Source organism: Arsukibacterium sp. (assembly GCF_033721375.1).
GTDB lineage: Bacteria > Pseudomonadota > Gammaproteobacteria > Enterobacterales > Alteromonadaceae > Alishewanella.
On record NZ_JAWWAP010000003.1, the window covers coordinates 18,110 to 40,216 of the forward strand.

A 22,107-nucleotide genomic window follows, 5' to 3' on the forward strand; every position below is an offset into this window, starting at 1 on the left:
GCTATGCTGGGTTAAAACGAGTACACGGCGCCGACAAAATACTGCCTGCCAAAAAACTGCAAGGTACCGGTTTGTGCCTTCTGGCCAAAATAACTCTTGGTCGGCTCGTCGGTCAGGTTATTGACCTGGAACAACAGCTTCAGGTTGTCGTTAAACATGTAACCAAATTGCATATCAACCACTAACTCACTGTCGAAATTGGTAATCTGCTCATCTATACCGACCTGGCTTGAGACAAAGGGTGAACGGTAGCGCGCATTTACCCGAGCCTCCACGCCGTCATGTTCCCAGAACAGGGTGCCGTTAAAGACATTTTTTGACAGGCCTTCAAAGGTGGTGGTAATCGCTTCCCCACCGAGGGTGTTGATCAGCTCAACTTCACTTTCGGTATAAGAGTAACTGCCGCTGACGCCCAGGCCTGACCATAAATCCGGCAGGAAATCGAACACATGGGTGTAGGCCAGCTCCAGGCCACGGATATAACCACCACGGTCGTTGTTTACCGCAGTGGAAAAGGCGCCATTAAACGTCGCCCGGGGTACGCCATCTTCATTGACAATAACCTCGGGCACCGCAAAACCTGCGCCGGCGAAATCAAATTCCTGAATGGTAAAATCGTTTATAAAGTTCTGAATATCTTTATAAAATAGCGCAGCTACCACAGCGCCACTGCCAAAATAGTACTCGTAAGACAAGTCGTACTGGTTGGCTTCAAACGGCCGCAGGAACGGGCTGTTAGAGCTTGAGCCGCTAATCTCACCATCATCGCTGATATTAATAGAGGTGTTTGACGCCAACCGGTTGATCGGTGGCCGTGAAATCACTTTAGCTGCTGCAAAACGCAGTTGGGTATTGTCGGTCAGGCTTAAGTTTAAGTTGATGCTGGGCAGGTAGTGCGTGTATTTCTCACCAAGGATGCCCGGGGCATACTGGTTATTTACCAGGCCGGCATCGTCGGTAATATTCTGGGCACCGCGCAGCGGATCACCGCCAACATCGGTTAAATCGGTCGCCGACTGATCAGTGGTTACCCGGCGTACCCCGACATTACCGCTCAGCGGCAAATCAAAAATTTCAGTATCCAGATTGGCCATCAGATAGGCCGCCATTACATCTTCATATACTTCGCCACTTTGCAGTACCGACCAGCTGGTATCGACATTTGAGGTTGGGTCGCGGTTAATCACCCCAACATTACCTGCACCCCAGGTTTGTACCGGTTGTGGTATACCCTGCGGGAACCAGGCTGCTAGCGCTTTATCCAGGTCAATCGCCAGATAACTGGGGTAATTAGCAAAGTCACCTTTAAAATCGACTACTTTTGCCATGTCTGCTGTTAACTGCAACGGCGGCTGCGAATTTAAAAAGGCGCCATCACTGCCATATTCAAATACGGAACGATCGTTACTATAGGTGCGCTCTGAATACCGCACCCCTACCTCAAATGAGCGAATGATGGGTAGATCCAGGTCATAGCTCAGGTCCAGTTTTACCGCACTGACTTCATCGCTGTTTACAAAGGGGTATATGCCATATTTACTGACCATAACCCGGTCAATATCAGAGAATGCATCGGCCTGGTTAAAGCCAATACTGGGCAAGTCCATGCCGTTCAGTAAGTAAGAGATCGAGACATTGGTATCCAGCTGCGGCACGGCCGCGTTCGCATCTTCAGCTACCAGCGCCCATAGCAGGCCGTTTCTGAAATCGCTGCTGGCGGTAGAGTGCGATACATCGAACACCAGATTAGTGCGGTCGTTAATATCCCAGTCCGCAGCGACACCGAAGCTTTTTACTTCGTCGTAGTCACGATTATCATCATTAACAATTTCAACCCGGGTGAAACTCTGCGAGGTCCGGTTAAAGGTGCCGCCTATTACTGAGCGGTTGTTTAATACCGGATTACCGACAGCAGCGGCGTCACCACCAAACTTAACCCGGAAACCGCGGGCAAAGGACTCTTTATCAAACTGGGAAATAAAGGCATCGGCTTTTAAACTAAAGGCATCATGGGGTTGCCATTCAATAGAGCCCAGATAGCCGTTGCGGGTTTCTTCACCGCCTAAATGCTGAATTTCAAAGCCTTCGCTGATAAATTCGTTCTGCTCATCACCGGCGACATCTTTCTGGCCATTGTAGGCCAGACCGATAAACTGGGTGGCAACACTGGGTTGATACAACCGGGCATAACCCAGGGCTAAGCCTAAGGTGTTATCCAGAAACTTACCCTGATATGAAAAACTAAAGCGGTGGCCAAAATCCTGGCCATCTGGTACTTCATCGGCCCGGTCGTTAAACATACCGCGCAGATTAACGTTAAAGCTGTGATCTTTTTCGTTCAGCAGCACGCTGGTGGTTTTCAACTCCACCGTACCAGCCACACCGCCTTCAATCAGCGACGCCTTCGGTGATTTATACACCGCCGCCGAGTTAATCAGCTCTGACGGATACTGATCAAACTCAATATTACGCTTACCGCTGGTTGATACCTGCTCGCGGCCGTTTAAGGTGGAAAACACAAAACCACCAGACATACCCCGAATGTTAATTTCAGCTGCCTGACCACCGGTCCGTACCGCAGAAATACCGGGTAAGCGGGTTAAGGCATCGGCTATCGACACATCAGGCAAGGCCCCCAGATCATCGGCTGAGATGGTTTCAGATACCACATCACCAAAGCGTTTGGTGTCCAGTGAACGAAACAGACTGCTGGCAAAACCGCGCACCTGAATCACTTCCACCTGTTGCTCTTCTGCAGCCGGCTCTTCCGCTGGTGGCTGTTGCTGTGCAGCCACCAACGAACTTAGCCCTGCTGTACTGACAGCAAGGCTAAGCAGACTAAGCTTAAACTTATTCATACTTTCGTCCCCGTTTTGTTTTTATTGTTGGATGCGCTTTCCATGCGATACGGACCAGCCGACTCGGGCACGAAATGTTGCAACCATAATTGTTGTGAGGTTAGTTATTAACCTATTTGGGGCAACTGGCAATATGAATACGTATTCACAAGCGCTAAAATGGCGCAGTAGTCATTCGCTGGTAACCAAAATGGTGCAACCGGTTGCTGACTTTTCATTCGCGCAAACTCAGGCTATGGTAGCCAGTAGAAGGCGTTGGCTACTTGCTCAGCAATAAGGAAACCGTCAGGTGAAAAAAGCGGCGAAGAGCTCGGTAATGGTGTACCGGCTGGAACGTTTGCTGGATGTGTTGTACTCCGGCGACGCCAGCTGTTTTTATCAGCGCAGCAAAGCGTTTTTTGCCAGTTATCGCCAACAGCAGGCTGAGCTTTGCAAGGCTGAGCAGCGCTGGCAGCATCTGCAACAAACTGCCAGCGCCAGTCAGGCTGAGCGCCAGCATGCGCGGCAACACTACAGTGAGTTGCAGTATCAGGACGAGAAAGGCCGATTGATGCGCTGGGCTGATTTACAACTGCTGGCCGAGCAACTGCTGCAGCTGTCAGAGGGGGAAAGCAACAGTGAAACGCTGGCGTTCAGTGCCCGCTTGCTCGGTTGTCTGCAAATTATGGTGCCCACCGCTAAACGCCAACGCGAACGGGTGCAGTTTGCGTATAAACCACTTTACCGGGCCGTGCTGAGTCTGCGGCTGCTTGATCATTTACTGGCGCAGCAGTTGCTGGATGAGCCGGCACTGGTCAGCCATTATCAACTGCGTAACCGTCAGGCGCCGGATGATTGCCCGTACCGCCAGCATGTGCAGTTGCCGATTGTCATGGCAATACTGTTGCAGGATATCGGTTTACTGCACCCGGATGCGCTGGGGATTATTCAGGGCGAGTTAGCCCAGTTCGATTCTGGCAGACCATTAAATATTGATGAGCGCAGCCGGCTGCTGAAAATAAGCAGTGACGCCAGTCTGGCGCTGCTGGAGCAGGGGTTTGGCATCGCGCCATACAAAGGCAACAATAAAGCAGAGCGGGAACAGTACTTTGCCGCCCAGCAGCAACGCTTGCACTGGCTTAGTCAGCTGCTGCAGTTAGACCCGACCGATAAAACCCTGTTTGGCAGCCTGCTAAAAGTGCCGCAGGTGTATGCCTCTATTGTGTTGCCGGGCCGGCAGCGCTTTAACTATGCGCTATTACCCAAAGCCGCGTTGTTAATGCGCGAGGGGGCCCGCCGTAATGAATATAACGGCCTGCTGGTTGATCAGTTACTGAGGATAACCGGCCTGTTTCCGCAGGGTTATGGCGTGGTATTTACTCCGCTCGCGGCCGATAATCAGCCGCAGGACCGCTATGAATTTGCCATTGTTAACGGCTTGTACCCGCAAAAACCAGAGCAACCGAATTGCCGGGTAGTCAGCCGTCAGCAGCAGTACCGTAACACCGGCATAGACATCAGCCTGCAAACTGATTACAACCTGTATTTTAAAGTCGCCCGGGAACGGCTGGAAGTGCTACCCGAGCACCGTTTAAAGGCGTTGCTTAATGCGTTGTATCAGGATGGTGAAGCTCGCTATCTGCGTAAATTACTACCACGCTGCTGGCAGCCAGAGCAGTTTTTCACCGAGCCGGCGCACCAGAATTTATGGCAGAACGCCACCTTAAAACAAAATTAGCCGCGGCCTATTAACGCTGCTGTTCGCTGCTTACACCACCAGCCCGGACAGCAGGATCAGTAACAATAGTTTTACGTATAATGCGGATCATCATCATCTTTTTTATGCAATTTCAGAAAATATTTTTCCCCAATAAAAATGGCGGCCAGACCAATTAGCGAAGCCCAGATCACCAGCATGTCTGACTGAAGCTTAACCCACAGAAAAGCTGCCAGCACAATCACGTCAAGTACCATAGCCGAGATAAGGATTGCCGCATTTGCCGCAACGTCTTTGCGTAAATGTCTGAACACGCCCCAATGAATACCAATATCCATAATAATGTAGAAAATCGCGCCAAGTGAGGCAATCCGACTCAGATCAAAAAAGATGGTTAGCAATATGGCAATCACTACCGTATAGATTAGTGTATGCTTTTGAATATCACCTGGCAGCTTAAAATGACGATGCGGCACCAGCTGCATTTCCGTTAGCATCGCCAGCATGCGCGATACGGCGAAAACACTGGCAATTACCCCTGACACGGTGGCGATGATGGCAAAACCTACGGTAAACCAAAGCCCGTACTTACCAAATGCCGGGCGCGACGCCTCAGCCAGTGAGTAATCTTTGGCGTTTACAATTTCGCTGATAGAAAGGTTGGCGCCTACTGCCAGCGATACCAGAACATACAGCACTGTGCAGATCAAAATCGAGATAATGATCGCCCGCCCCACATTTTTATGGGGATCATTGATCTCGCTTCCGCTGTTGGTGATAGTGGTAAACCCCTTATAGCCCAGGATACCCAGCGCGACCGCCCCCAGAAAACTTGCTGCGTCGGTTTGTTGCGGCACTGTAGAAATACTTTCAAAGCTCAGACCGGAAGCCCAGAGTCCACCAATGGCCAGCACAGCCAGCCCGGCAATTTTGATAAATGCAGTAACAAATGACAGCGACTGAATAAACTTATTGCTCAGCACATTGATAAAAAAAGCAAAAATTAACAGCCCAACACCCAGCGCCGGAATTAACCACTGCATATCTTTAGCGTCGAACAGCTGTAAGGAGTAAGTACCAAAGGTCCGGGCCACCAGACTTTCGTTGATAATCATCGAAAAATACATCAGCAGTGCAAGCGCCCCCGTCATCAGTGAGCGGCCATATGCTTTCTTCAAAAACATGGCAATACCGCCTGCCGAGGGATAGGCATTGGCGAGCTTTACATACGAATAGGCACTGAAGCTGGCTATAACCGCTGCTACGACAAACGCCAACGGAAACCAGCTGCCAGCCAAATCGGCAATCTGACCGGTTAGCGCAAAAATGCCGGCGCCGATCATCACGCCAGTGCCCATTGACACCGCACCAGTCAGACTTAAGCTGCCCTTTTCATAATCAGCCGATTGATTTTCACCCATAAAAAATACTAACCCCGAATTCGCTCAGGCAATCAATGCAAACTGAATTGCTGAGCGCACTCAGTCGCCTGAGTAACGACGATGTGGCGTTATTTGTTATCCCTCAAACGAGGTAATATCCAACGTGACATCGCAGTTAAGTAATTTGGAAATCGGACAGTTTAACTTTGCTTCTACCGCCGCTTTCTCAAAATCTGAGCCGTGCATACCCGGCACTCTGGCGTCTAACTTAATTTCAGATTTGGTGATAGTAAAGCCATCACCGTCTTTCACCAGCGTAATACTGGCTTTCGATTGCAGGGTGCCTTTACTGAAGCCCTGCTTGGCCAGGCCCATTGATAAAGCCATAGTGAAGCAGGAGGCATGTGCTGCCGCAATTTGCTCTTCGGGGTTGGTGCCTTCTTTATCTTCAAAGCGGGTATTAAAACCATACGGCTGATCTTTTAAGGCCCCCGACTGGGTAGATACATGTCCTTTACCCTCTTTGCCCAGACCTTCATACGTTGCTGTTGCCCAATTGATAATTGCCATTTGTTGCTCCTTAATTGCTGTCTTTTACACGTTTTTAAGGCTGACACCCTTATTTCGTTACACAACAAGAAGCAAGCTTCGTTCCAGACTGGCAAAAGCAGGCATGCTCTGCTGATTGCCGAATATATGCTTTGTCAGTTTTATAATGTCTTCACTTTATCGGTAAAAATTGCCGGTTATTTCTGTTTGCCACAGCTTACACAACCAACAGCTGTCATTCCCAGTGGAAGCCTTTAGCTTCACTGTATATATCAATATTTTTAACAGATGTTATACATGCATTCATAAATTTGAACTATCTTTTTGTCACAGGCAATAACGCCCTACAATTCTTAATATTGAAATGGACTCTGGTATGAAAAAAACTTTATGGCTTGTAGCAGTATTATCGTTAAACACCTTAATAGCGGGTGCGCAAGGTAAACCTGGCGCAACTGAGTGGCAAGTGATCCCGGTGGCTGCTCAAATGGAAATCACCGATAACCAGGGCATCACCAAAATAATTAATCCCAGCTGTGCTTTTGATACAGTGGTAAACTCGGATAACGGCGCCCCTCTGGATAACGCGTTTCACTTTTACTTTAAACAAGGCAAAAGTAAAAACCTGTTAGTCTACTTTAATGGTGGTGGTGCTTGCTGGAACGACGCCACTTGTGTGGCATCACTGGCTCTGGCAGGTGTGCCCGACGCCCGCCCGGCTTATAACCCTTCAATATTGGCCGAAAATTCGCCGATAGGCGCCGGCGGAATTTTTAACGATAGTGAAAAAGATAACCCGTTCAGAGACTGGAGTAAGGTATTTATTCCTTATTGCACCGGCGATATTCACATTGGATCCATTGATACTGTTTATACCGATGCAGACGGCACGATAACCGGCTATCCGGGGGCTCCGGTAACCGTTAAACACCGTGGTTTTGATAATTTTATGGCCGTCAGAGAATGGTTGATAAACCATGTAGAGGGTAAAAAGCAGAATAAACTTAAGAAGTTATTGGTAACGGGTTCAAGTGCTGGTGGTTATGGTGCAACCTTGAACTTTCCTTATTTACAGTCCGCCTTTCCTGAAGCAGACAGCGCGTTATTTGCCGATGCTTCTGAGGCTATTGTAACCCAGGGTTTTATCGATAGTGTGCTTGATTACGATAAGGTCTGGAATGTTGAGGCGAGCCTGCCGCTGCTGTTTAGTGAAGCATTAACGACATATTCCGCATTAGATTTTAACTCTGACATTTTCACAAAATTGAGCGAAGCCTACCCACAAAGTCGATTCGCGCAGTACACGACGCAATTCGACTGGGTACAAGTACAGTTTTTAAAAATAATGGACCAAAATGATCTGGGTAACAGTAATCCAGTTTCGTGGGGCATAACCGAATCTGACTATGTATACTTTGCCGAGTGGAACGCCAGAATGGAAGCGACCTTAGCCTTGCTATCTGAAACAACAACTAACTACCAGTACTATATTGGCAGCGGCAATATTCACACTATCCTGACAGATGATTTTGCCACACCCGACGTGCCTCATCCGTTTTATCAGGAGCAGAGTGCAGCAAATGTGAAATTTACAAAATGGTTAGATCGCTTTGTAAAATCAGGTAAATTTAAAGCGCACAGCGTCAAGTATTCAGACTGAACTTGCAAAGGCCAGCGATTAACAAGAGGTGTATCCACTCTTGCTAATTGCTGACCAAATCGTTGAGCCAGGTGCTACTGTAAACGCTGCCATCTGACAAAGATTAATATTGGCTCAGCGTTTGATATACACCTTATAACCCCATGCCGGCAGTGTCAGCGAAGTATCAGCTGAAAATTCAGCATTGCTGGCAGTAAAATACTCCTGGTAATTACCATGGTGTAAGTGGGCTTTAAAGCTTACCTGCTGCGGTTTATCTGAAAAGTTAAATACCGCAAACACCTTGCTGTTGTCATCCTGACGAACAAAGCTCAGTACCTGTGCAGGCTTGCTGTTATGCACCGGGATCATCCGGGCACCCCAGCTGGAATTCCACAGCGCCGATTGCGCCTTTTTCAGCTGGATCAGCTTTTTATATAACTCACCATTGGCATGTTCGCGCCAGACAATCGGGTCTTTTTCAAAGAATTCCAGTCGTTTGGTATTGCCGGCTTCCTGGCCGTTATACAGCATTGGAATGCCTTCGCTGACAAAAGACAATACCGTTACTGCCGGCAGTGCTTCGCCGAACATTTCAAACTCGGTACCTTCCCAGGCGTTCTGATCATGGTTGCTGGTACCCAGTAAGCGCATGACCTGCTGTGGAAAGTACTTCTCGTTCCATGAATAGTAAACATACAGCTTATTGACGTCGGCGTGGCCGGTAACCACAGCATGCACCGCCTGATGCCAGGTCCAGCCATAGGTAGCATCGAAGGCTTCGGCATGAAAATCGCGGCCTTCAAACTCGGCCAGCATAAATACCGGTTTTACCGTCTCCAGCTCTGCCCGGACATTCTCCCAGAAATCAAGCGGCACAAAGCCGGCAACGTCCGCTCTGAAGCCATCAAAGCCAATTTCCTGTACCCAGTACTTCATGGCCTCGGTCATATATCGGCGCAGGCCGGGCTTGCTGTAATCCAGCTCGATAATATCACTCCAGTCCCACCAGGGGGTTGGCCGGAAGTCGCCTTTCCAGTCGCGGATATACCAGTCGGGGTGCAGCTGTGTCAGTGGATTATCCCAGGCCGTATGATTGGCCACCCAGTCCAGAATAACGTACATACCCTGCTGATGGGCGGCGTCAATAAAGGCTTTGATATCCTGCTTAGTGCCAAACTCCGGGTTAACCCCGTAGTAATCTTTTATCGAATACGGGCTGCCCAGGCTGCCTTTGCGGTTCACTTCGCCAATCGGCTGAATAGGCATTAACCATAAAATATCCACGCCCAGCGCTTTCAGCCGTGGCAATTGCTGCTGGGCGGCGGCAAAAGTACCTTCTGGCGTAAACTGGCGGGTATTTATCTGGTAAATAACCGCATCTTTACTCCACTTTGGGTGACTGAGTTTAACGTACGGCTCAGGTTGGTAACGTTGCAGTGAACTGTCCGTCATGGTAACCCCCGGGCTGTTGGCGGCGACGTCGCCGGATCCGTTAGTGCCTGACGTGCTGCCAGCACAGCCGCTAAGCAGTAATACAACAAGGATCAATAATCTGGTGCCAAATTTCATTGCATAATTCCTCTGTGGTTAGCTGCGGCTAATCATGGTTTGAATATAGGTATCATGGTCCGGCAGTTTACTGAGCGGCTCTTGCTTAATCGCCTGTATATTGGCCAGCATATCGCGCAGTTTTTCCGGGCTGAAATTACCGGCTATCGGGTGGTAATCTTTCGGCTCTATGCCCTGGCCTAACATTACCTGCAGCCAGGAACTTTCCAGGAACAAATCGTTTTGATCACGGAAAAGCTGGCCATTATCGGCGAAAATGGCCATTTTCTGGCGTAAACTGTCGGGAATGGCTAATTGCTGCATATCACGCCAGAACTGGCTGTCGCTGCGCTCGTTAACGTGGTAGTGCAAAATCAGGAAGTCGCGGATCTGGGTATATTCCAGCTCGGATTGCCGGTTGTATTCGTTAATCGCACTCTGGCAAATACCGTTGTGCGGAAATAACTGAATAAGCCGCACCACAGCCGATTGAATAAGATGAATACTGGTTGATTCCAGCGGCTCTAAAAAGCCGCTACTTAAGCCTACCGCCACCACATTACGTTGCCATTGCTGGCGGCGACGGCCGGTTTTAAAGCGCAGAAATTTAGGATCGGCCAGCGCTTTACGATCCAGGTTAGCCAATAATAAATCCGCCGCCTGCTCATCAGTATAGTGGGCGCTGCTATACACCAGACCATTGCCATTACGATGCTGCAACGGAATGCGCCACTGCCAGCCCGCACTGTGAGCAATAGCACGGGTGTACGGCACGGTTTTTTCAAAGCGCTCAGAAGGCACGGCTACGGCGCGGTCACAAGGTAAAAAATGGCTCCAGTCGTCGTAGCCGGCATTCAGTTTGTCCTGAATAAGCAAACCGCGAAAACCGGAGCAATCAATAAATAAGTCGCCGCTCAGCTCGCGGCCATCGTCCAGCACCAGGCATTTTATATCGCCGCTGGGGTGCTGAAATACCTGCTGTACTTTACCTTCATGGCGCACCACCCCCATTTTTTCGCTGAGTTTGCGCAGGTAGCGGGCATACAGACCGGCATCAAAATGGTAAGCATAGGGTAGTTCCAGGATGCTGTCTTTGGCATTAATTGGCGCAAACTTACCGGCCATGGCACACAGGTAGTTTAAGTCGTATTGCCATAAATCGGTGGTATCGCCGTGCTGGCGGGCCCGCAGCCACAAATGATGAAAATGACAAAATGCCAGGCTTTTGCCCGGTGCGCCAAAGGTATGAAAATAGCCTTCGCCCGGCACCCGCCAGTTATCAAACTTAATCGCCAGTTTAATGGTGGCCTTGGTTTCCCGTAAAAACTCGGCTTCGTTAATACCCATCACATTGTTAAACAGCTTGATAGGTGGGATCGTCGCCTCGCCGACGCCGACGGTGCCAATGTCTTCCGACTCCACCAGCTGAATATCAATGGCACCGGCTAAGACTTTTTTCAGCAAAGCCGCCGTCATCCAGCCGGCGGTACCGCCACCTAACACCACTATTTTTTTTACTGCGTTGTTCATAATTATCTACTCGAAAAAAAACCCGGCCCTTAAACCAGGCCGGGCTTTTACCAGGGAGAACCTGTGCTGTGGCCAGCCTGTTTTTAATACAACAGGCTCAGCCTAGCAGATTTATCAGAACGTGTAGTTCAGTCCTAACATATAGTTAGTGCCGAAGCTCTGATACTCAGTAACCTGGCGGACATCTGCGCCATTGGTTTTTAAGGTTGGCTCATCAGTGATATTCTGCACCTGGAAGGTTACCCGCAGGCCGTCCAGCGCATCAACACCGGATTCGCTGAAGTCATAACCAATCTGGGCATCCCACAGTTCTGCACCGCGATCTTCCACCGTAGCCAGTGACAAACTTAAGCCACGGGTTTCACTTAAGAACTCGTCACGCTTGGTACCGGAAATCCGGAACTCAAAGCCCTTGTACTCGTAATAAGCGGTTAAGGTGTAAATTTCTTCTGATAAGCCCGGCACCCGGCCGCCGTCATCCAGCTTGCCATCCATAAAGGTTGCGCTGGCAACCACACCAAAGCCATAAAGTGCTTCATGGACAATTTCAAACGGGACACTGGCCTGGAACTCATAACCACGGACAAAGCCCTGTAAGCCATCAGTTACCTGCGAAATACCACCGACAAATAACGCCGGCGGCTGATTACCTGTGGCGTCAGACGACTGGTGGAAGCCCGGAATATAGACATCAGAGAAATCGGCAAGCACGGTTTCATTACGGTGCCAGTTTTTCAGATCTTTAAAGAAGAAGCTGGCGGCAAAGAAACCATTGTCGTGATAGTAATTCTCATAAGCTAAATCGAACTGGTTTGCTTCCAGCGGTTTCAGCTGAGTATTACCGGCATTGCCACCCCATGGGCTGTTTGCCGGATCATCGCTCAGAATATTTGAGTCATTAAACTGGAAAGTCACCTGGGCATTAGGCCGCAGGTTATCCATCCGCGGCCGGCTGATCACTTTAGACAGCGCGGTACGCACATACTGCCGATCGGCCACTTCAACACTCAGGTTTAAGGTTGGCAGAATATCAGTATAGCTGTCGCTGTCACTTACCGGGGTTGCCACGGTGAAGCCCTGAGCATTGGTAGTGGTACTGAAACCTTCACCACTTTGCTTGGCATTAACCACCTGCACGCCAAAGTTACCCTGCACCATCATGCCGGCGACTTCGGTATTCATGTCGAACTTAGCAAACAACGTAGTCAGTTCTTCGTCAATCTTGTAGGTGTCACCAAAACGACCGTTTTCTAACAGCGCTGCGTCGGTTTCAATATAGTAACCGCTGTTATATAAGCCTAAGCTGTCATAAGCAGTCACCCCTGCAATACCGATAAAGCTTAAGTCAGCCACACCCAGCGGATTAGGAATAGCGACATCGCCCGGCCAGCTTGGTGCGGTTAAAAAAGCACCATTGTTAATTTTGGTTTTCGAACGTTCCTGATACGCCACGCCGGTTTCAACGCCGGTAATAATGCCCCAGTTAACAAAGCCGTTAAATTGCAACCGGAAGCTGTCTAAGGTTTCTTCAAATACCGGTTGGTTAACAAAACCATCCTGAGCGGTATCCGGGCCAAAACCAGGCTCGCCCTGAAAGCGCTCAATGGGATTTAAAGCGCCACCCCAGGCTTGCGGTCCGGCTAAGCGCATCAGGCTGGCATCGGTGTAATCCACTGATGGCAGAGTTGGATGATCGCTGTACATTACGCCGGTTGGCGTCATAGTCCAGCTGCGGGCAGCCTGCGGCCGGCCATCAATACCGGCGCGGCCGACACCTGAGTAACTTTCCACGTCAGTAATGGTTTTATCCACTTTGCCGCTGGACATATCCAGTTCTGCTGTCCAGTCGTCGCTCAGCTCATATTCCAGGTTTAAGCCAAATGTCAGTAAATCCGCTTCCTGGCGACGGGCATCGTTACGGACTACTGAATAAAAACCATCGTAGTAACCTGAGGTGACCAGACCGTTTTCAACACCGGTAATGGTGTAATCACCGGTACCCCACTCAGCACCGCCTTCTTCCAGACCACGACGTACGTCATTTTCGACAAAGTCGATATACAGGGCGTCAAAGTTAACTGTCAGTTTGTCGGTCGGTTGATATTCGACAATAACAGCAAACGAGTCACGCTCCAGCATCGCTGAACGGGTGAAAGAATCATGGCCGCCAAGCACCACAGTGCCTGCCGGTACATCTACCGGATCGGTGGCCCGGCGCGGATTACCCAGGTTAACATCGGCATAGCCCCAGCCGCGGAACTGCTGCTCCTGTCGTGGCGTTTCCATTGACGATACTACTACGGCGACGCCCAGCGTATCGTCGACAAACTTATCAACAAAGTTAATTGAGAAGCGGTGACCATTGTTATCAAAATCAGGGTTACCTGAAGAAGTACCATTTTGTTCAAAATTGGCATTGAAGGTCAGGGTAGGTTCGGCAGTCAGCGGGCGGACGGTTTGTAAATCGATAGTACCGCCAATGCCCTGCGCCATTACCGTTGCGTCTGGCGTTTTGTATACAACAGCGGTAGAGACAATTTCTGACGGGTATAAATCGTATTCAACGCCACGGTTATCACCCATACCTAACAGCTCACGGCCGTTTAGGGAGGTGCCAACGTAGTTTTCGTTAAAACCCCGAACAGATAAGCCGCTGGTACGGCCGTTACGACGCTCACCGGCCAGGCCAGGTAAACGCGCCAGTGACTCAGCAATACTGGTGTCTGGCAGCTTACCGATATCTTCTGCTGACAGTACTTCCACCACTGAGCTTTCGCTCATTTTAATGGCCTGGGCTTTTTGCAGGCTGCCGCGATAGCCGGTAACCGCAATGACTTCGATGTTGTCTTCTTTTGCCTGCTCGCTGGCGTCAGTGGTTTGCTGCGCAACAGCGGCAGTGCTGGCGCCGGCTGCAATCAGCGCGACAGTCAGCATATTCAGTTTAAAGTTTTTCATTACCCTTATCCCCGGTGAGGTTGTTATTGTTCAGCAGTAAAGCGTTCCCGGCTGCTTGCACGCGGTGAAAACTTACTAACCAACTTTTACTATGGTCATTTATTAAACTTATTCGGGCCTAAGCTCAACATGAATACGTATTCATAAGCTGCTTAATGCACAATACCGGGGCAAAGCGGTTACTCTGCGCACAATTGCAGTGCACGCCATAGCCATCAAGCCACCAGCGCACTTTGCAGTCAGCCGGTTTGTTGGCCGTTATGCAACAAACCAGCGCAGAGATCATCGTTTTTATGACTGGCCAGTTCCGGCTATTTTCGCTGCATACGTATGCAGCATGTTTAACTATAGTCCAACGTTGTTTTATGCTTGCACCAATTAATGGCAGCGATGGGCAAAGCCGGGATTTTGCTTTGCTGCCAATTTGGAGCAATGCACTATGACTATCGCAAGCCATGGTTTCTGGCGTTATCGCCTGACAAACAATGATGGCAACAACAAGCGCAACAGCCAGTTGGCGCTGTTAAAGCAACAGATTTGCCGGCAATTGCCCCAGGTGCCCAGGTTAAATGAGCTGGCCAAAGCCCTGAATATCAGCAGCCGCTCGCTGCAGCGCTATCTGCAAGGCAGTAATACCAGCTTTCGCCAGCTGGTAACTGAATGTCGTCATCAGCTGGCGCAGCAGTACTTGCAGGACAATACGTTCAATATTCAACAAATTGCTACCCAGCTTGGTTTTGAAGAACAAAGTAGTTTTCAAAAAGCATTTAAAAGCTGGCAAGGCTGCCCGCCCGGTATTTATCGCCAGCGCAGCAGCACGACAATCAGCCGTTCTTATCCGGGGCAACCCACGGCCAGCCGACAGGTGATGTATGGAACCAATTAAGCAACTCGCAGCATTAGCGGGCCTGCAGGACAGCTATGTGCACGCCCAGGGGCATGTTGAACATATTGCGCTGGCGGATCAGCAGGCTATTCTGGCTGCCATGGGTTACGATTTAAGCAGCAGCGACGCGATAAGCAGTCAGATCCGGCAATTGCAACAACAACCCTGGGCTGAAGTAGTCGCGCCGGTGCAGGTACTGTCAGAAGAGCAAGCTCTTTGTGTCCGGATCCAGCAGCCGGCAGCGACTGCGCATAGCCAATGGCAATGGCAGCTGCAGACCGAACAACAGCAGACTTATCGCGGTCAGCTGCACATTGCTACCAGCGATATTATCGAACGGCAGCAATTTGCTGACACCGAGTATCTGGCCGTTAATCTGGCTATTGACGTAGAACTGGGCCCCGGCTACCACCAACTGACCTTAACGCCTGAAACCGGCACCACTGAAACAGACATCCCGGCTGGCAACCAGAGCTACCAGCAACAGCTTATTGTTGCACCAAACCGCTGCTTTCAATTGCAGGACAGCGCGGTACTGCATAAAACAATGGGGCCGGCCATTCAACTGTATGCGCTGCGCTCCGGCCGTAACTGGGGCATTGGCGACTTTGCCGATTTAAAAAATATGGTGGTACCGCTAGCTGAGCTGGGAAACGATTTTATCGGTTTAAACCCGTTGCATGCGCTGTATCCCGGGCTGCCGCAGGATTGCAGCCCTTACAGCCCGAACAGCCGGTTATGGCTTAATACTCTTTATGTGGCGCTGGAACACAGCCCTGAATTTGCCGAATGCGAAAAGGCGCAGCAGTTACTGCAAAGCCAGCAATTTCAAAGCCGGCTGGCGCGCTGTCGTGCTGCTGCCGATGTTGACTACCACGCGGTCAGCAGCCTGAAAGCAGAGATGGCAACGGTGCTGTATCAGCACTTTAAACAGCAACACCTGGCGAGAAACAGCGAGCGGGCGCAGCAGTTTCAACAATTTATTGAGCAAAGCGACCCCAGCCTGCTAAATCTGGCCCGCTATCAGGTATTGCAGGCGGTGTTGTTTTCCCGCGATATGCAGATGGCGTGCTGGCAGCATTTTCCGCCAGAGTATCAGAACCCGCATAGCCCGGCAGTACAGCAGTTTGCTAAGGAGCACGCGGATGCCATTAATCAGCAGTTATATCTGCAATGGCTGGCGCAGCAGCAACTGGCCGGGGTAAAACAGCAATGTCAGCAACAAGGCATGGCAATAGGTCTGTACTGCGATGTGGCGGTTGGCGCCAACAGTAACAGTGCAGAAAGCTGGGGCGCGCCGGAAGATTTTCTGATGCAACTCAGTGTCGGAGCACCGCCGGATATTATGGCGCCGAAAGGTCAGAACTGGGGCCTGCTGGCCTATAACCCGCACACCCTGCGCCAAAAAGCCTATCAGCCGTTTATTCAGCTTATCCGCGCCAATATGCGCTATGCCGGCGCACTGCGCCTCGATCATGTTATGGCGTTACTGCGATTGTGGTGTTGCCCACCGGGTGCCGATGCGACAGCCGGCGGCTATATCAGCATGCCTGCTGAAGATTTATTTGCCATTATGGCGCTGGAAAGCCAGCGCAATCATTGTGTGGTTATTGGTGAAGATTTAGGCACAGTGCCGGCCGAAATCAGCCAGTTAATGGCTAAATATCAGGTAATGTCGTACCGGGTATTTATGCTGGAGCAAAAGTCTGGCAGTTATCAGCACCGCGACCAGACCTATCCGGCATTGTCACTGGCCACGGTAACCACCCACGATATGCCCACGCTGGTAGGTTACTGGAACGAACATGATTTAGCGCTGCGCCATCAGCTGGATTTATTCCCCAGCGCGCGAATTGCGGCCAACCTGGAGCAGTTGCGCAAAGATGAAAAGCAGCTGTTATCTGACGAGTTGCAGCTGGAGCAGGGTAATACCCGGCAGTTAGTCCAAAACAGCCATTTGTATCTGGCTGCCACCCCGGCCCGTTTAATGGCTTATCAGCTGGAAGACTTACTGCTGGTTGCCACACCGGTAAATATACCCGGCACCAGCACAGAATACCCGAACTGGCGGCGCAAGTTACCGGTTGAATTTGAGCAGGCATTGCAGCAAAGCGAGGTGCGCGAGCTGATCCTGGCCATGGCCGGGCAGCGCCGGATAAGTTAATTGGCAGGCCCTGCCAGGCAAACCGTTAGCTACCGGCTAACGGCCATTATTTTGCGGATACAGCGCGGATAAGGCCGCAACCACAATAGCGGCCGCGGAAAAAATCGCAAAACCATGCTGGTAGCCAACGCTGTTCACCAGGTTACCTATTACCGGCGAACCCGCTGCCTGTCCCAGCGCGCAGGCCATAAATGGTAATACCGGCCCCATTGACAACCGCCCTGGCAGCAGGCGGACTGCAGTCATCAGATAAAGCCCGGTCAGGCTCATATAGGCCAGACCAAAGATGAAGGCTGAAACGACCGACGGCAGCAGCTGACCAGAACCGGCAGCAAGTAAGGCCAGGCTGGCTGCCAGCAGGGTAAACATCAGGGCGTGAGTGAGCGCAGAGTGAATGCGATCGGCCAGATCAGCCACCGCAGCACCACTTAATCCAGCAAGCCCCACGGCTAACCACAACCAGCCGGTTGCCCCCGCGGGTAACGAGCCTAAACTGACCACCAGATCAGGTGCGAAGATCCAGTAAGCACTGGAGACAAACCCCATCGCCAGCGCAAACAGCGACAGCCTGCCAAGCGGCCACCATGGCAGCTTGCTAAGCTTAGCCGACGGTGCAGCAGGCGCAGGCCGCGACATGGCAGGGATCCGCCACCAGGTGATTATTACTGCAACCGCAGCCAGCAACGCAAAACACAGATAGGCCATCCGCCAGGCACCGGTCAGCAAAACAATGGCCGGCGCTGCAAGCATTACCCCTAAGCTGGTACCGGCGTTCATTACCGCACTAACCCGGCCATGCACCGCACGGTTAACCAGTTGCTGCATGGCGGCAGTCAGCGCGGGCATCATGAGACCGGTACAGATACCACAGGCAATCACCCCCACCCCCAGCGACCATGCCCCCCGGGCTAGGCTAATCAGCAGCAGGCCAGCAACCGCAAAGCCACCAGATAGCATGATGGTGGTGCGGGCACCCAGCCGCTCGGTCACAAAAGGCGCGATCAGCGTCGCCAGCACAAAGCTCAGTAAAGGCAAGGCACCGAGGATACCAATTGTCTGTGGTGTCAGCGCCAGCTCAGCACGAATCGGTGGCACAAATAAGCCAAAAGCGAAGCGGGCCAGACCGTAACTAATCGCTACCAATCCGGCACCGAGCAGAGCAAATCCTGTGCTGTTTATCCTTTTCATATTGCCACCGGGTAAACCTGGGCTAAAAACTAGAGTGCTCGGGCTACACGAAATCCCAGGTTACCAGATATCGAATAGCTGGGTGTAACCCGTCGGGCCGCTGAACGAATTTTATCTGGCATACTGTCCCAGGCTCCGCCGCGTATAATACGTTTGTTGCCACAATCACCGGCAGGAGCTACAGAACCATCTTGCGGTGCGCCGAGATAACCAGCATCCATGCAGTCCTGAGTCCACTCCCATACGTTTCCATGCATATCGTACAGGTTGAACGCATTAGGAGGGTAAGAGCCGACGGGGACAGTTTTGCCAAAGGTCTCAAGAAAGTTAGCATCTGCTGTAATAATTGCATTGCCGGTATTCCATGGACTGACAGTTCCTGCGCGGGCAGCGTACTCCCATTCAGATTCTGAAGGCAGAAAATACTTTTCACCTGTTATCTCTGAAAGCCAAGCTACGTAATGCTGTGCGTTTTGATAACTAACATTTATAGCCGGCCGCCGACCACGGCCCCAGTTAGCGTCAGCTCCTGCGACGGTGTCACACCCGCCATCGGCAATGCATGCATCATATTCAGCGAAAGTCACTTCAAACCGGCCCAGTGCAAATGCATGGTTTATTGTGACTTTATGTCTGGGGCCTTCATCAAGAGTGCGTCCCTCCTCCATGTCTGGTGAGCCCATCATAAAAGCACCCTTAGGTACTACGACCAATTCGGGACAAGTATCGCAATCACGAAAGATCTGAGCGGCAAGCCGGACACCTGCATCAGCGTTTGGCTCTGTAGTCGATGCGGTACCAGACGAAGGATCCTTACGTTGCCGCATACCCGGCGGCAATGTTGCATAGTTAGAATTTGCAGGTGTTTCAACTGCCGTTATGTCAAACGGCCCATAATACAAGCTTGTAACTGCCACTGCGTATTGGCCACCACTTGCAATAAAGCGCAATGTGGCTGTCGGATTTAACAACCCCTCCACCGAAGCTGTTTGGTACCAACCTGATGTCCGCGCGCCTACACAGGTAGGGCCTCGCCCAATCGCCAGGGAACCGCCATCTGCCTTCAACGAAATTTCCCAATGGCTGCCCTTCGTGGTGTCGAGAATATGACAAACATACTGCAAACCATTAGGGCGAAACTGATCAATGGTACCAGGATACGCAAAATCAGCACGAGTTATGGTGCCATTCAGGGTTTGTCCTGGTATCAATGGCCGTCCCTGAGTAGCAGCCTCACCATACCCGAATTCTGAAACGAAACTAGTACATCCTGATAAAAGTGCCCCGACACAGAGCAAAATAGAAACACTTTTTACGATTAACTTATTGTCCATTGATAGTTCCAACGTTTTGATTAATTAACAGCGCTGCAGCTATACCGGACAATGCTTATGCTTTCATCACATTATTCAATAGCGGCGTCATAAATTTTAATTTAATTAGCAGGATCAGCAAATCTTCGTGGGCTGCCTTTGATTTTTGCATCAACAAATACTTCTCCGGTCGCATGGAAAGAACTATGAACGCCACGCTCCTGTGGTGCGACGCCAGGAGCAACCCCACAGTTCCAGCCACCTGTTCGTTTTAAACAAATACGGATATCCACCAACTGGCCACAACCATTCATAACACTAGCAGATGTATTTCCTTCAAAAGCAGCATTTAAACGAACTTCTGGTGCTGTTACACAGCGATTAGCGTCAGTATCAGTTGAAGCAGCGGAAGACTTGGCAGCCTGTGCTGTCGCGGTATTGGTAAATGAACTGGTTTTTGGAGATGCCTGAGCTGCTGAGCTGGAAGCAAGCTCGATCTCTCGGCTGCGTTGAGCGGCAGCTTCGGCATTGGCTTGTGCTCGCCTTGCAGTTTCGTTTGCTTGCTGCAATCGGAATTGCGCTTTACGAGCAGCGGCATCAATCTGCGCAGCTCTGGCTTCCCGCTCCTGGCGAGCGGCCTCCTCAGCCTTCAGCTGCGCAATCATTTGACGTGTTTCATCAAACTGCGCTGCCATTGCCGTTTGTTTCTGCGTCTCTTCGTTCCAACCGCTTGCCAAACCGTTAAGAATGCCAGCCATCATATTTTGCGTAGGCTGTTTTTCTGCAGCACCGTTGAAATCATTGGTTTCTTCAGCCGCCCAGCGTCGTTCTTCTTCCGCTTCCCACGCAGCAATAGCCGCATTATTACGCGCCTCTTCTGCTTGTTGGAGCAAACGTTTTGCTTCTATAGCTGCGAGCTGCTGTTTCCGTTTTGCTACTTCGCGCTCCATGATACGTTGCCGTTCCAGTTCTTTGTCTGAAGATGCAGTACTCGCTTCATCGAAAACTGTCTGGCCGCCTTGCACACTCAGAGAATAGGAACCAACAGCATCAGCACGAGTGCTTCTTGCGAGGATCAGGTAGCGGCCGCCTGCTGCTGTAAATTCAATGTGAGCATTAAGGTTTCCAGTTTCAAAATTATCATTTTCAAATTGTAAGGCGGATGCTGAGCAGAGTGCGCCGCGTGCAATTATTAACGCGGGATCAAAAGCGGAAGAGTTAAGGCTGACTGAAACGCGATCGCCTGCCATTGTATGAAGAGCATAGCAAGCATATGGACTACCGTCCGGCATCTTCGGGGTTGTCGTGTCCAAGTTGGCAAATATAACTTGCCCGCTGGCTAGTGTTTCCGGCTGAGCTGCCGGTGCGGCTTTGCCTGCTGTGCAAACTAAAGTCAGTGCCATAGCTAATGCTTTGAGCCTAATGCTTGACATAGTAAATCCCAACCCTAGCTGCACATTTTTTGCGCGATTCTAATAATTATTTTGCTTACGGTCAAGTTATTGCAAAAGGGCTTTTTATCCCATTAGTTAACTTGCCGGTTAACAGCAGACAAGCCGCTAGTGCGGCCTGAAGAGCAGTTTTAATTATTGACTTTGGGAGGGTTTAGAAAGTACTTCTGTCGCTACAATCCTTAGTAGTTAAGATCATTATTATGAATTGCTTTGTGACAACATATGCTTTTGCTACAGTCTCAACTATTAAAGAAAAATTAGCTGACCAACACTAATCAATATAAACAGCCAGTGCTCGTGCTGTCTGGTAAAACTTAGTCACGTTATTGATGCTGCTTTGAGTGCCGTTTGTGGTTGGCACCCGATCCATTTCAACGTCTTCTTCCAGGCTGGTTAAAATAATGCCATTTGCGCCCAGCGCAGCCGCTTCAGCTTTTAACCAATTTAACACGTCTGCCGTTTTCTCTTTATTTCCGGGACTTAAAGAGCCACCGCTGGTCGCGGTGACAATAGCAATTTCTGAATACTGCTGCGGAGCTTCGCTGAACACCATAACCTCTGCCGGTGAAATGGCAGCCCGGGCCTGACCGGTTAATTGATGAGAAGACTTTGCAGCACAACCGATCATTAATAAACAAAGTAATAAACTGGCAGATAATTTAAGCATTTTTCAGGCTCCGGTTCTGGTATCTGGGTTTGCTACAGCCATTTATACTCTTTACACCAGACTTGATGTAAATAAGATTATGGATTTTGTAAACAAATTGAATTTAGCCTATGGCGCTCAGTTAAGCAACAACTTAATGGTAAGATTTTTGGGACGGCAAACGATGACACCGGAGAGATTAAATCCAAAACTGCCACCATTTCGCCTGCTGTTTCTTTAATTTCTGAGCTTCTACGTACCGTTCAATATTTTGGTTAACTTTCGTATCCTCATGC

The 22,107-nt window shown here is 50.3% G+C and carries 14 protein-coding genes; 4 read left to right on the plus strand and 10 right to left on the minus strand.

From position 1 onward, the window contains the following. Positions 1-11: 11 nt before the first annotated feature. Positions 12-2,858 (minus strand): TonB-dependent receptor, encoded by a 2,847-nt coding sequence (locus R3187_RS05220; RefSeq protein WP_318965648.1) that lies wholly within the window; start codon positions 2,856-2,858, stop codon positions 12-14. 289 nt (positions 2,859-3,147) lie between these two features. Between R3187_RS05220 and R3187_RS05225 the strand changes: the two genes are divergently transcribed. Then, the gene (locus tag R3187_RS05225) at positions 3,148-4,575 is read left to right on the plus strand and encodes a hypothetical protein (RefSeq protein WP_318965649.1); all 1,428 of its coding nucleotides are present in this window, start codon (positions 3,148-3,150) and stop codon (positions 4,573-4,575) included. 71 nt (positions 4,576-4,646) lie between these two features. On the opposite strand, the gene R3187_RS05230 is transcribed toward R3187_RS05225, so the two are convergent. After that, the gene (locus R3187_RS05230) at positions 4,647-5,975 is read right to left on the minus strand and encodes an APC family permease (RefSeq protein WP_318965650.1); all 1,329 of its coding nucleotides are present in this window, start codon (positions 5,973-5,975) and stop codon (positions 4,647-4,649) included. Positions 5,976-6,071: 96 nt separating this feature from the next. Continuing rightward, positions 6,072-6,506: an OsmC family protein gene (locus R3187_RS05235; RefSeq protein WP_318965651.1), complete on the minus strand. Its 435-nt coding sequence runs from the start codon at positions 6,504-6,506 to the stop codon at positions 6,072-6,074. Between the two features lie 355 nt (positions 6,507-6,861). Between R3187_RS05235 and R3187_RS05240 the strand changes: the two genes are divergently transcribed. After that, positions 6,862-8,145: a pectin acetylesterase-family hydrolase gene (locus R3187_RS05240; protein ID WP_318965652.1), complete on the plus strand. Its 1,284-nt coding sequence runs from the start codon at positions 6,862-6,864 to the stop codon at positions 8,143-8,145. 114 nt (positions 8,146-8,259) lie between these two features. Here the strand turns inward: R3187_RS05240 and R3187_RS05245 are convergent, their stop codons facing one another. The 3 genes from R3187_RS05245 to R3187_RS05255 form a co-directional block, all read right to left on the minus strand. Next, entirely contained in the window at positions 8,260-9,696 is a 1,437-nt protein-coding gene (locus tag R3187_RS05245; RefSeq protein ID WP_318965653.1) for an alpha-amylase family glycosyl hydrolase, read from the minus strand. Positions 9,697-9,714: 18 nt separating this feature from the next. Further along, a complete protein-coding gene (locus tag R3187_RS05250) occupies positions 9,715-11,205 on the minus strand; it encodes a tryptophan halogenase family protein (RefSeq protein ID WP_318965654.1) in 1,491 nt (496 codons plus the stop codon). A 114-nt stretch (positions 11,206-11,319) separates the two neighbouring features. Next, positions 11,320-14,160 (minus strand): TonB-dependent receptor, encoded by a 2,841-nt coding sequence (locus R3187_RS05255; RefSeq protein ID WP_318965655.1) that lies wholly within the window; start codon positions 14,158-14,160, stop codon positions 11,320-11,322. Between the two features lie 439 nt (positions 14,161-14,599). Here R3187_RS05255 and R3187_RS05260 point away from each other — a divergent pair, with 439 nt between their 5' ends. Both R3187_RS05260 and malQ read left to right on the plus strand, forming a co-directional pair. Beyond that, positions 14,600-15,046 carry an AraC family transcriptional regulator gene (locus R3187_RS05260; RefSeq protein WP_318965656.1) on the plus strand — a complete coding sequence of 149 codons (447 nt, stop codon included), beginning with the start codon at positions 14,600-14,602 and terminating at the stop codon, positions 15,044-15,046. Further along, positions 15,033-17,210 carry a 4-alpha-glucanotransferase gene (gene malQ, locus R3187_RS05265; RefSeq protein WP_318965657.1) on the plus strand — a complete coding sequence of 726 codons (2,178 nt, stop codon included), beginning with the start codon at positions 15,033-15,035 and terminating at the stop codon, positions 17,208-17,210. The genes R3187_RS05260 and malQ overlap by 14 nt, the downstream gene beginning before the upstream one ends. Before the next feature lie 36 nt (positions 17,211-17,246). On the opposite strand, the gene R3187_RS05270 is transcribed toward malQ, so the two are convergent. The 4 genes from R3187_RS05270 to R3187_RS05285 form a co-directional block, all read right to left on the minus strand. Then, positions 17,247-18,398: an MFS transporter gene (locus tag R3187_RS05270; RefSeq protein WP_318965658.1), complete on the minus strand. Its 1,152-nt coding sequence runs from the start codon at positions 18,396-18,398 to the stop codon at positions 17,247-17,249. Between the two features lie 29 nt (positions 18,399-18,427). Continuing rightward, entirely contained in the window at positions 18,428-19,732 is a 1,305-nt protein-coding gene (locus tag R3187_RS05275) for a formylglycine-generating enzyme family protein (protein WP_318965659.1), read from the minus strand. A 101-nt stretch (positions 19,733-19,833) separates the two neighbouring features. Beyond that, entirely contained in the window at positions 19,834-21,144 is a 1,311-nt protein-coding gene (locus tag R3187_RS05280; protein ID WP_318965660.1) for a hypothetical protein, read from the minus strand. A 292-nt stretch (positions 21,145-21,436) separates the two neighbouring features. After that, complete coding sequence (locus R3187_RS05285) at positions 21,437-21,832, minus strand: hypothetical protein (protein ID WP_318965661.1); 396 nt, start codon at positions 21,830-21,832, stop codon at positions 21,437-21,439. Positions 21,833-22,107 lie beyond the last annotated feature (275 nt).

Excerpts from the sequence above, each read along its gene's own strand:
- R3187_RS05220 (WP_318965648.1), bottom strand. The coding sequence starts at position 2,858 with ATGAATAAGTTTAAGCTTAGTCTGCTTAGCCTTGCTGTCAGTACAGCA.
- R3187_RS05230 (WP_318965650.1), bottom strand. The coding sequence starts at position 5,975 with ATGGGTGAAAATCAATCGGCTGATTATGAAAAGGGCAGCTTAAGTCTG.
- R3187_RS05235 (WP_318965651.1), bottom strand. The coding sequence starts at position 6,506 with ATGGCAATTATCAATTGGGCAACAGCAACGTATGAAGGTCTGGGCAAA.
- R3187_RS05240 (WP_318965652.1), top strand. The coding sequence starts at position 6,862 with ATGAAAAAAACTTTATGGCTTGTAGCAGTATTATCGTTAAACACCTTA.
- R3187_RS05245 (WP_318965653.1), bottom strand. The coding sequence starts at position 9,696 with ATGAAATTTGGCACCAGATTATTGATCCTTGTTGTATTACTGCTTAGC.
- R3187_RS05250 (WP_318965654.1), bottom strand. The coding sequence starts at position 11,205 with ATGAACAACGCAGTAAAAAAAATAGTGGTGTTAGGTGGCGGTACCGCC.
- R3187_RS05255 (WP_318965655.1), bottom strand. The coding sequence starts at position 14,160 with ATGAAAAACTTTAAACTGAATATGCTGACTGTCGCGCTGATTGCAGCC.
- R3187_RS05260 (WP_318965656.1), top strand. The coding sequence starts at position 14,600 with ATGACTATCGCAAGCCATGGTTTCTGGCGTTATCGCCTGACAAACAAT.
- malQ (WP_318965657.1), top strand. The coding sequence starts at position 15,033 with ATGGAACCAATTAAGCAACTCGCAGCATTAGCGGGCCTGCAGGACAGC.
- R3187_RS05270 (WP_318965658.1), bottom strand. The coding sequence starts at position 18,398 with ATGAAAAGGATAAACAGCACAGGATTTGCTCTGCTCGGTGCCGGATTG.
- R3187_RS05275 (WP_318965659.1), bottom strand. The coding sequence starts at position 19,732 with ATGGACAATAAGTTAATCGTAAAAAGTGTTTCTATTTTGCTCTGTGTC.
- R3187_RS05280 (WP_318965660.1), bottom strand. The coding sequence starts at position 21,144 with ATGTCAAGCATTAGGCTCAAAGCATTAGCTATGGCACTGACTTTAGTT.
- R3187_RS05285 (WP_318965661.1), bottom strand. The coding sequence starts at position 21,832 with ATGCTTAAATTATCTGCCAGTTTATTACTTTGTTTATTAATGATCGGT.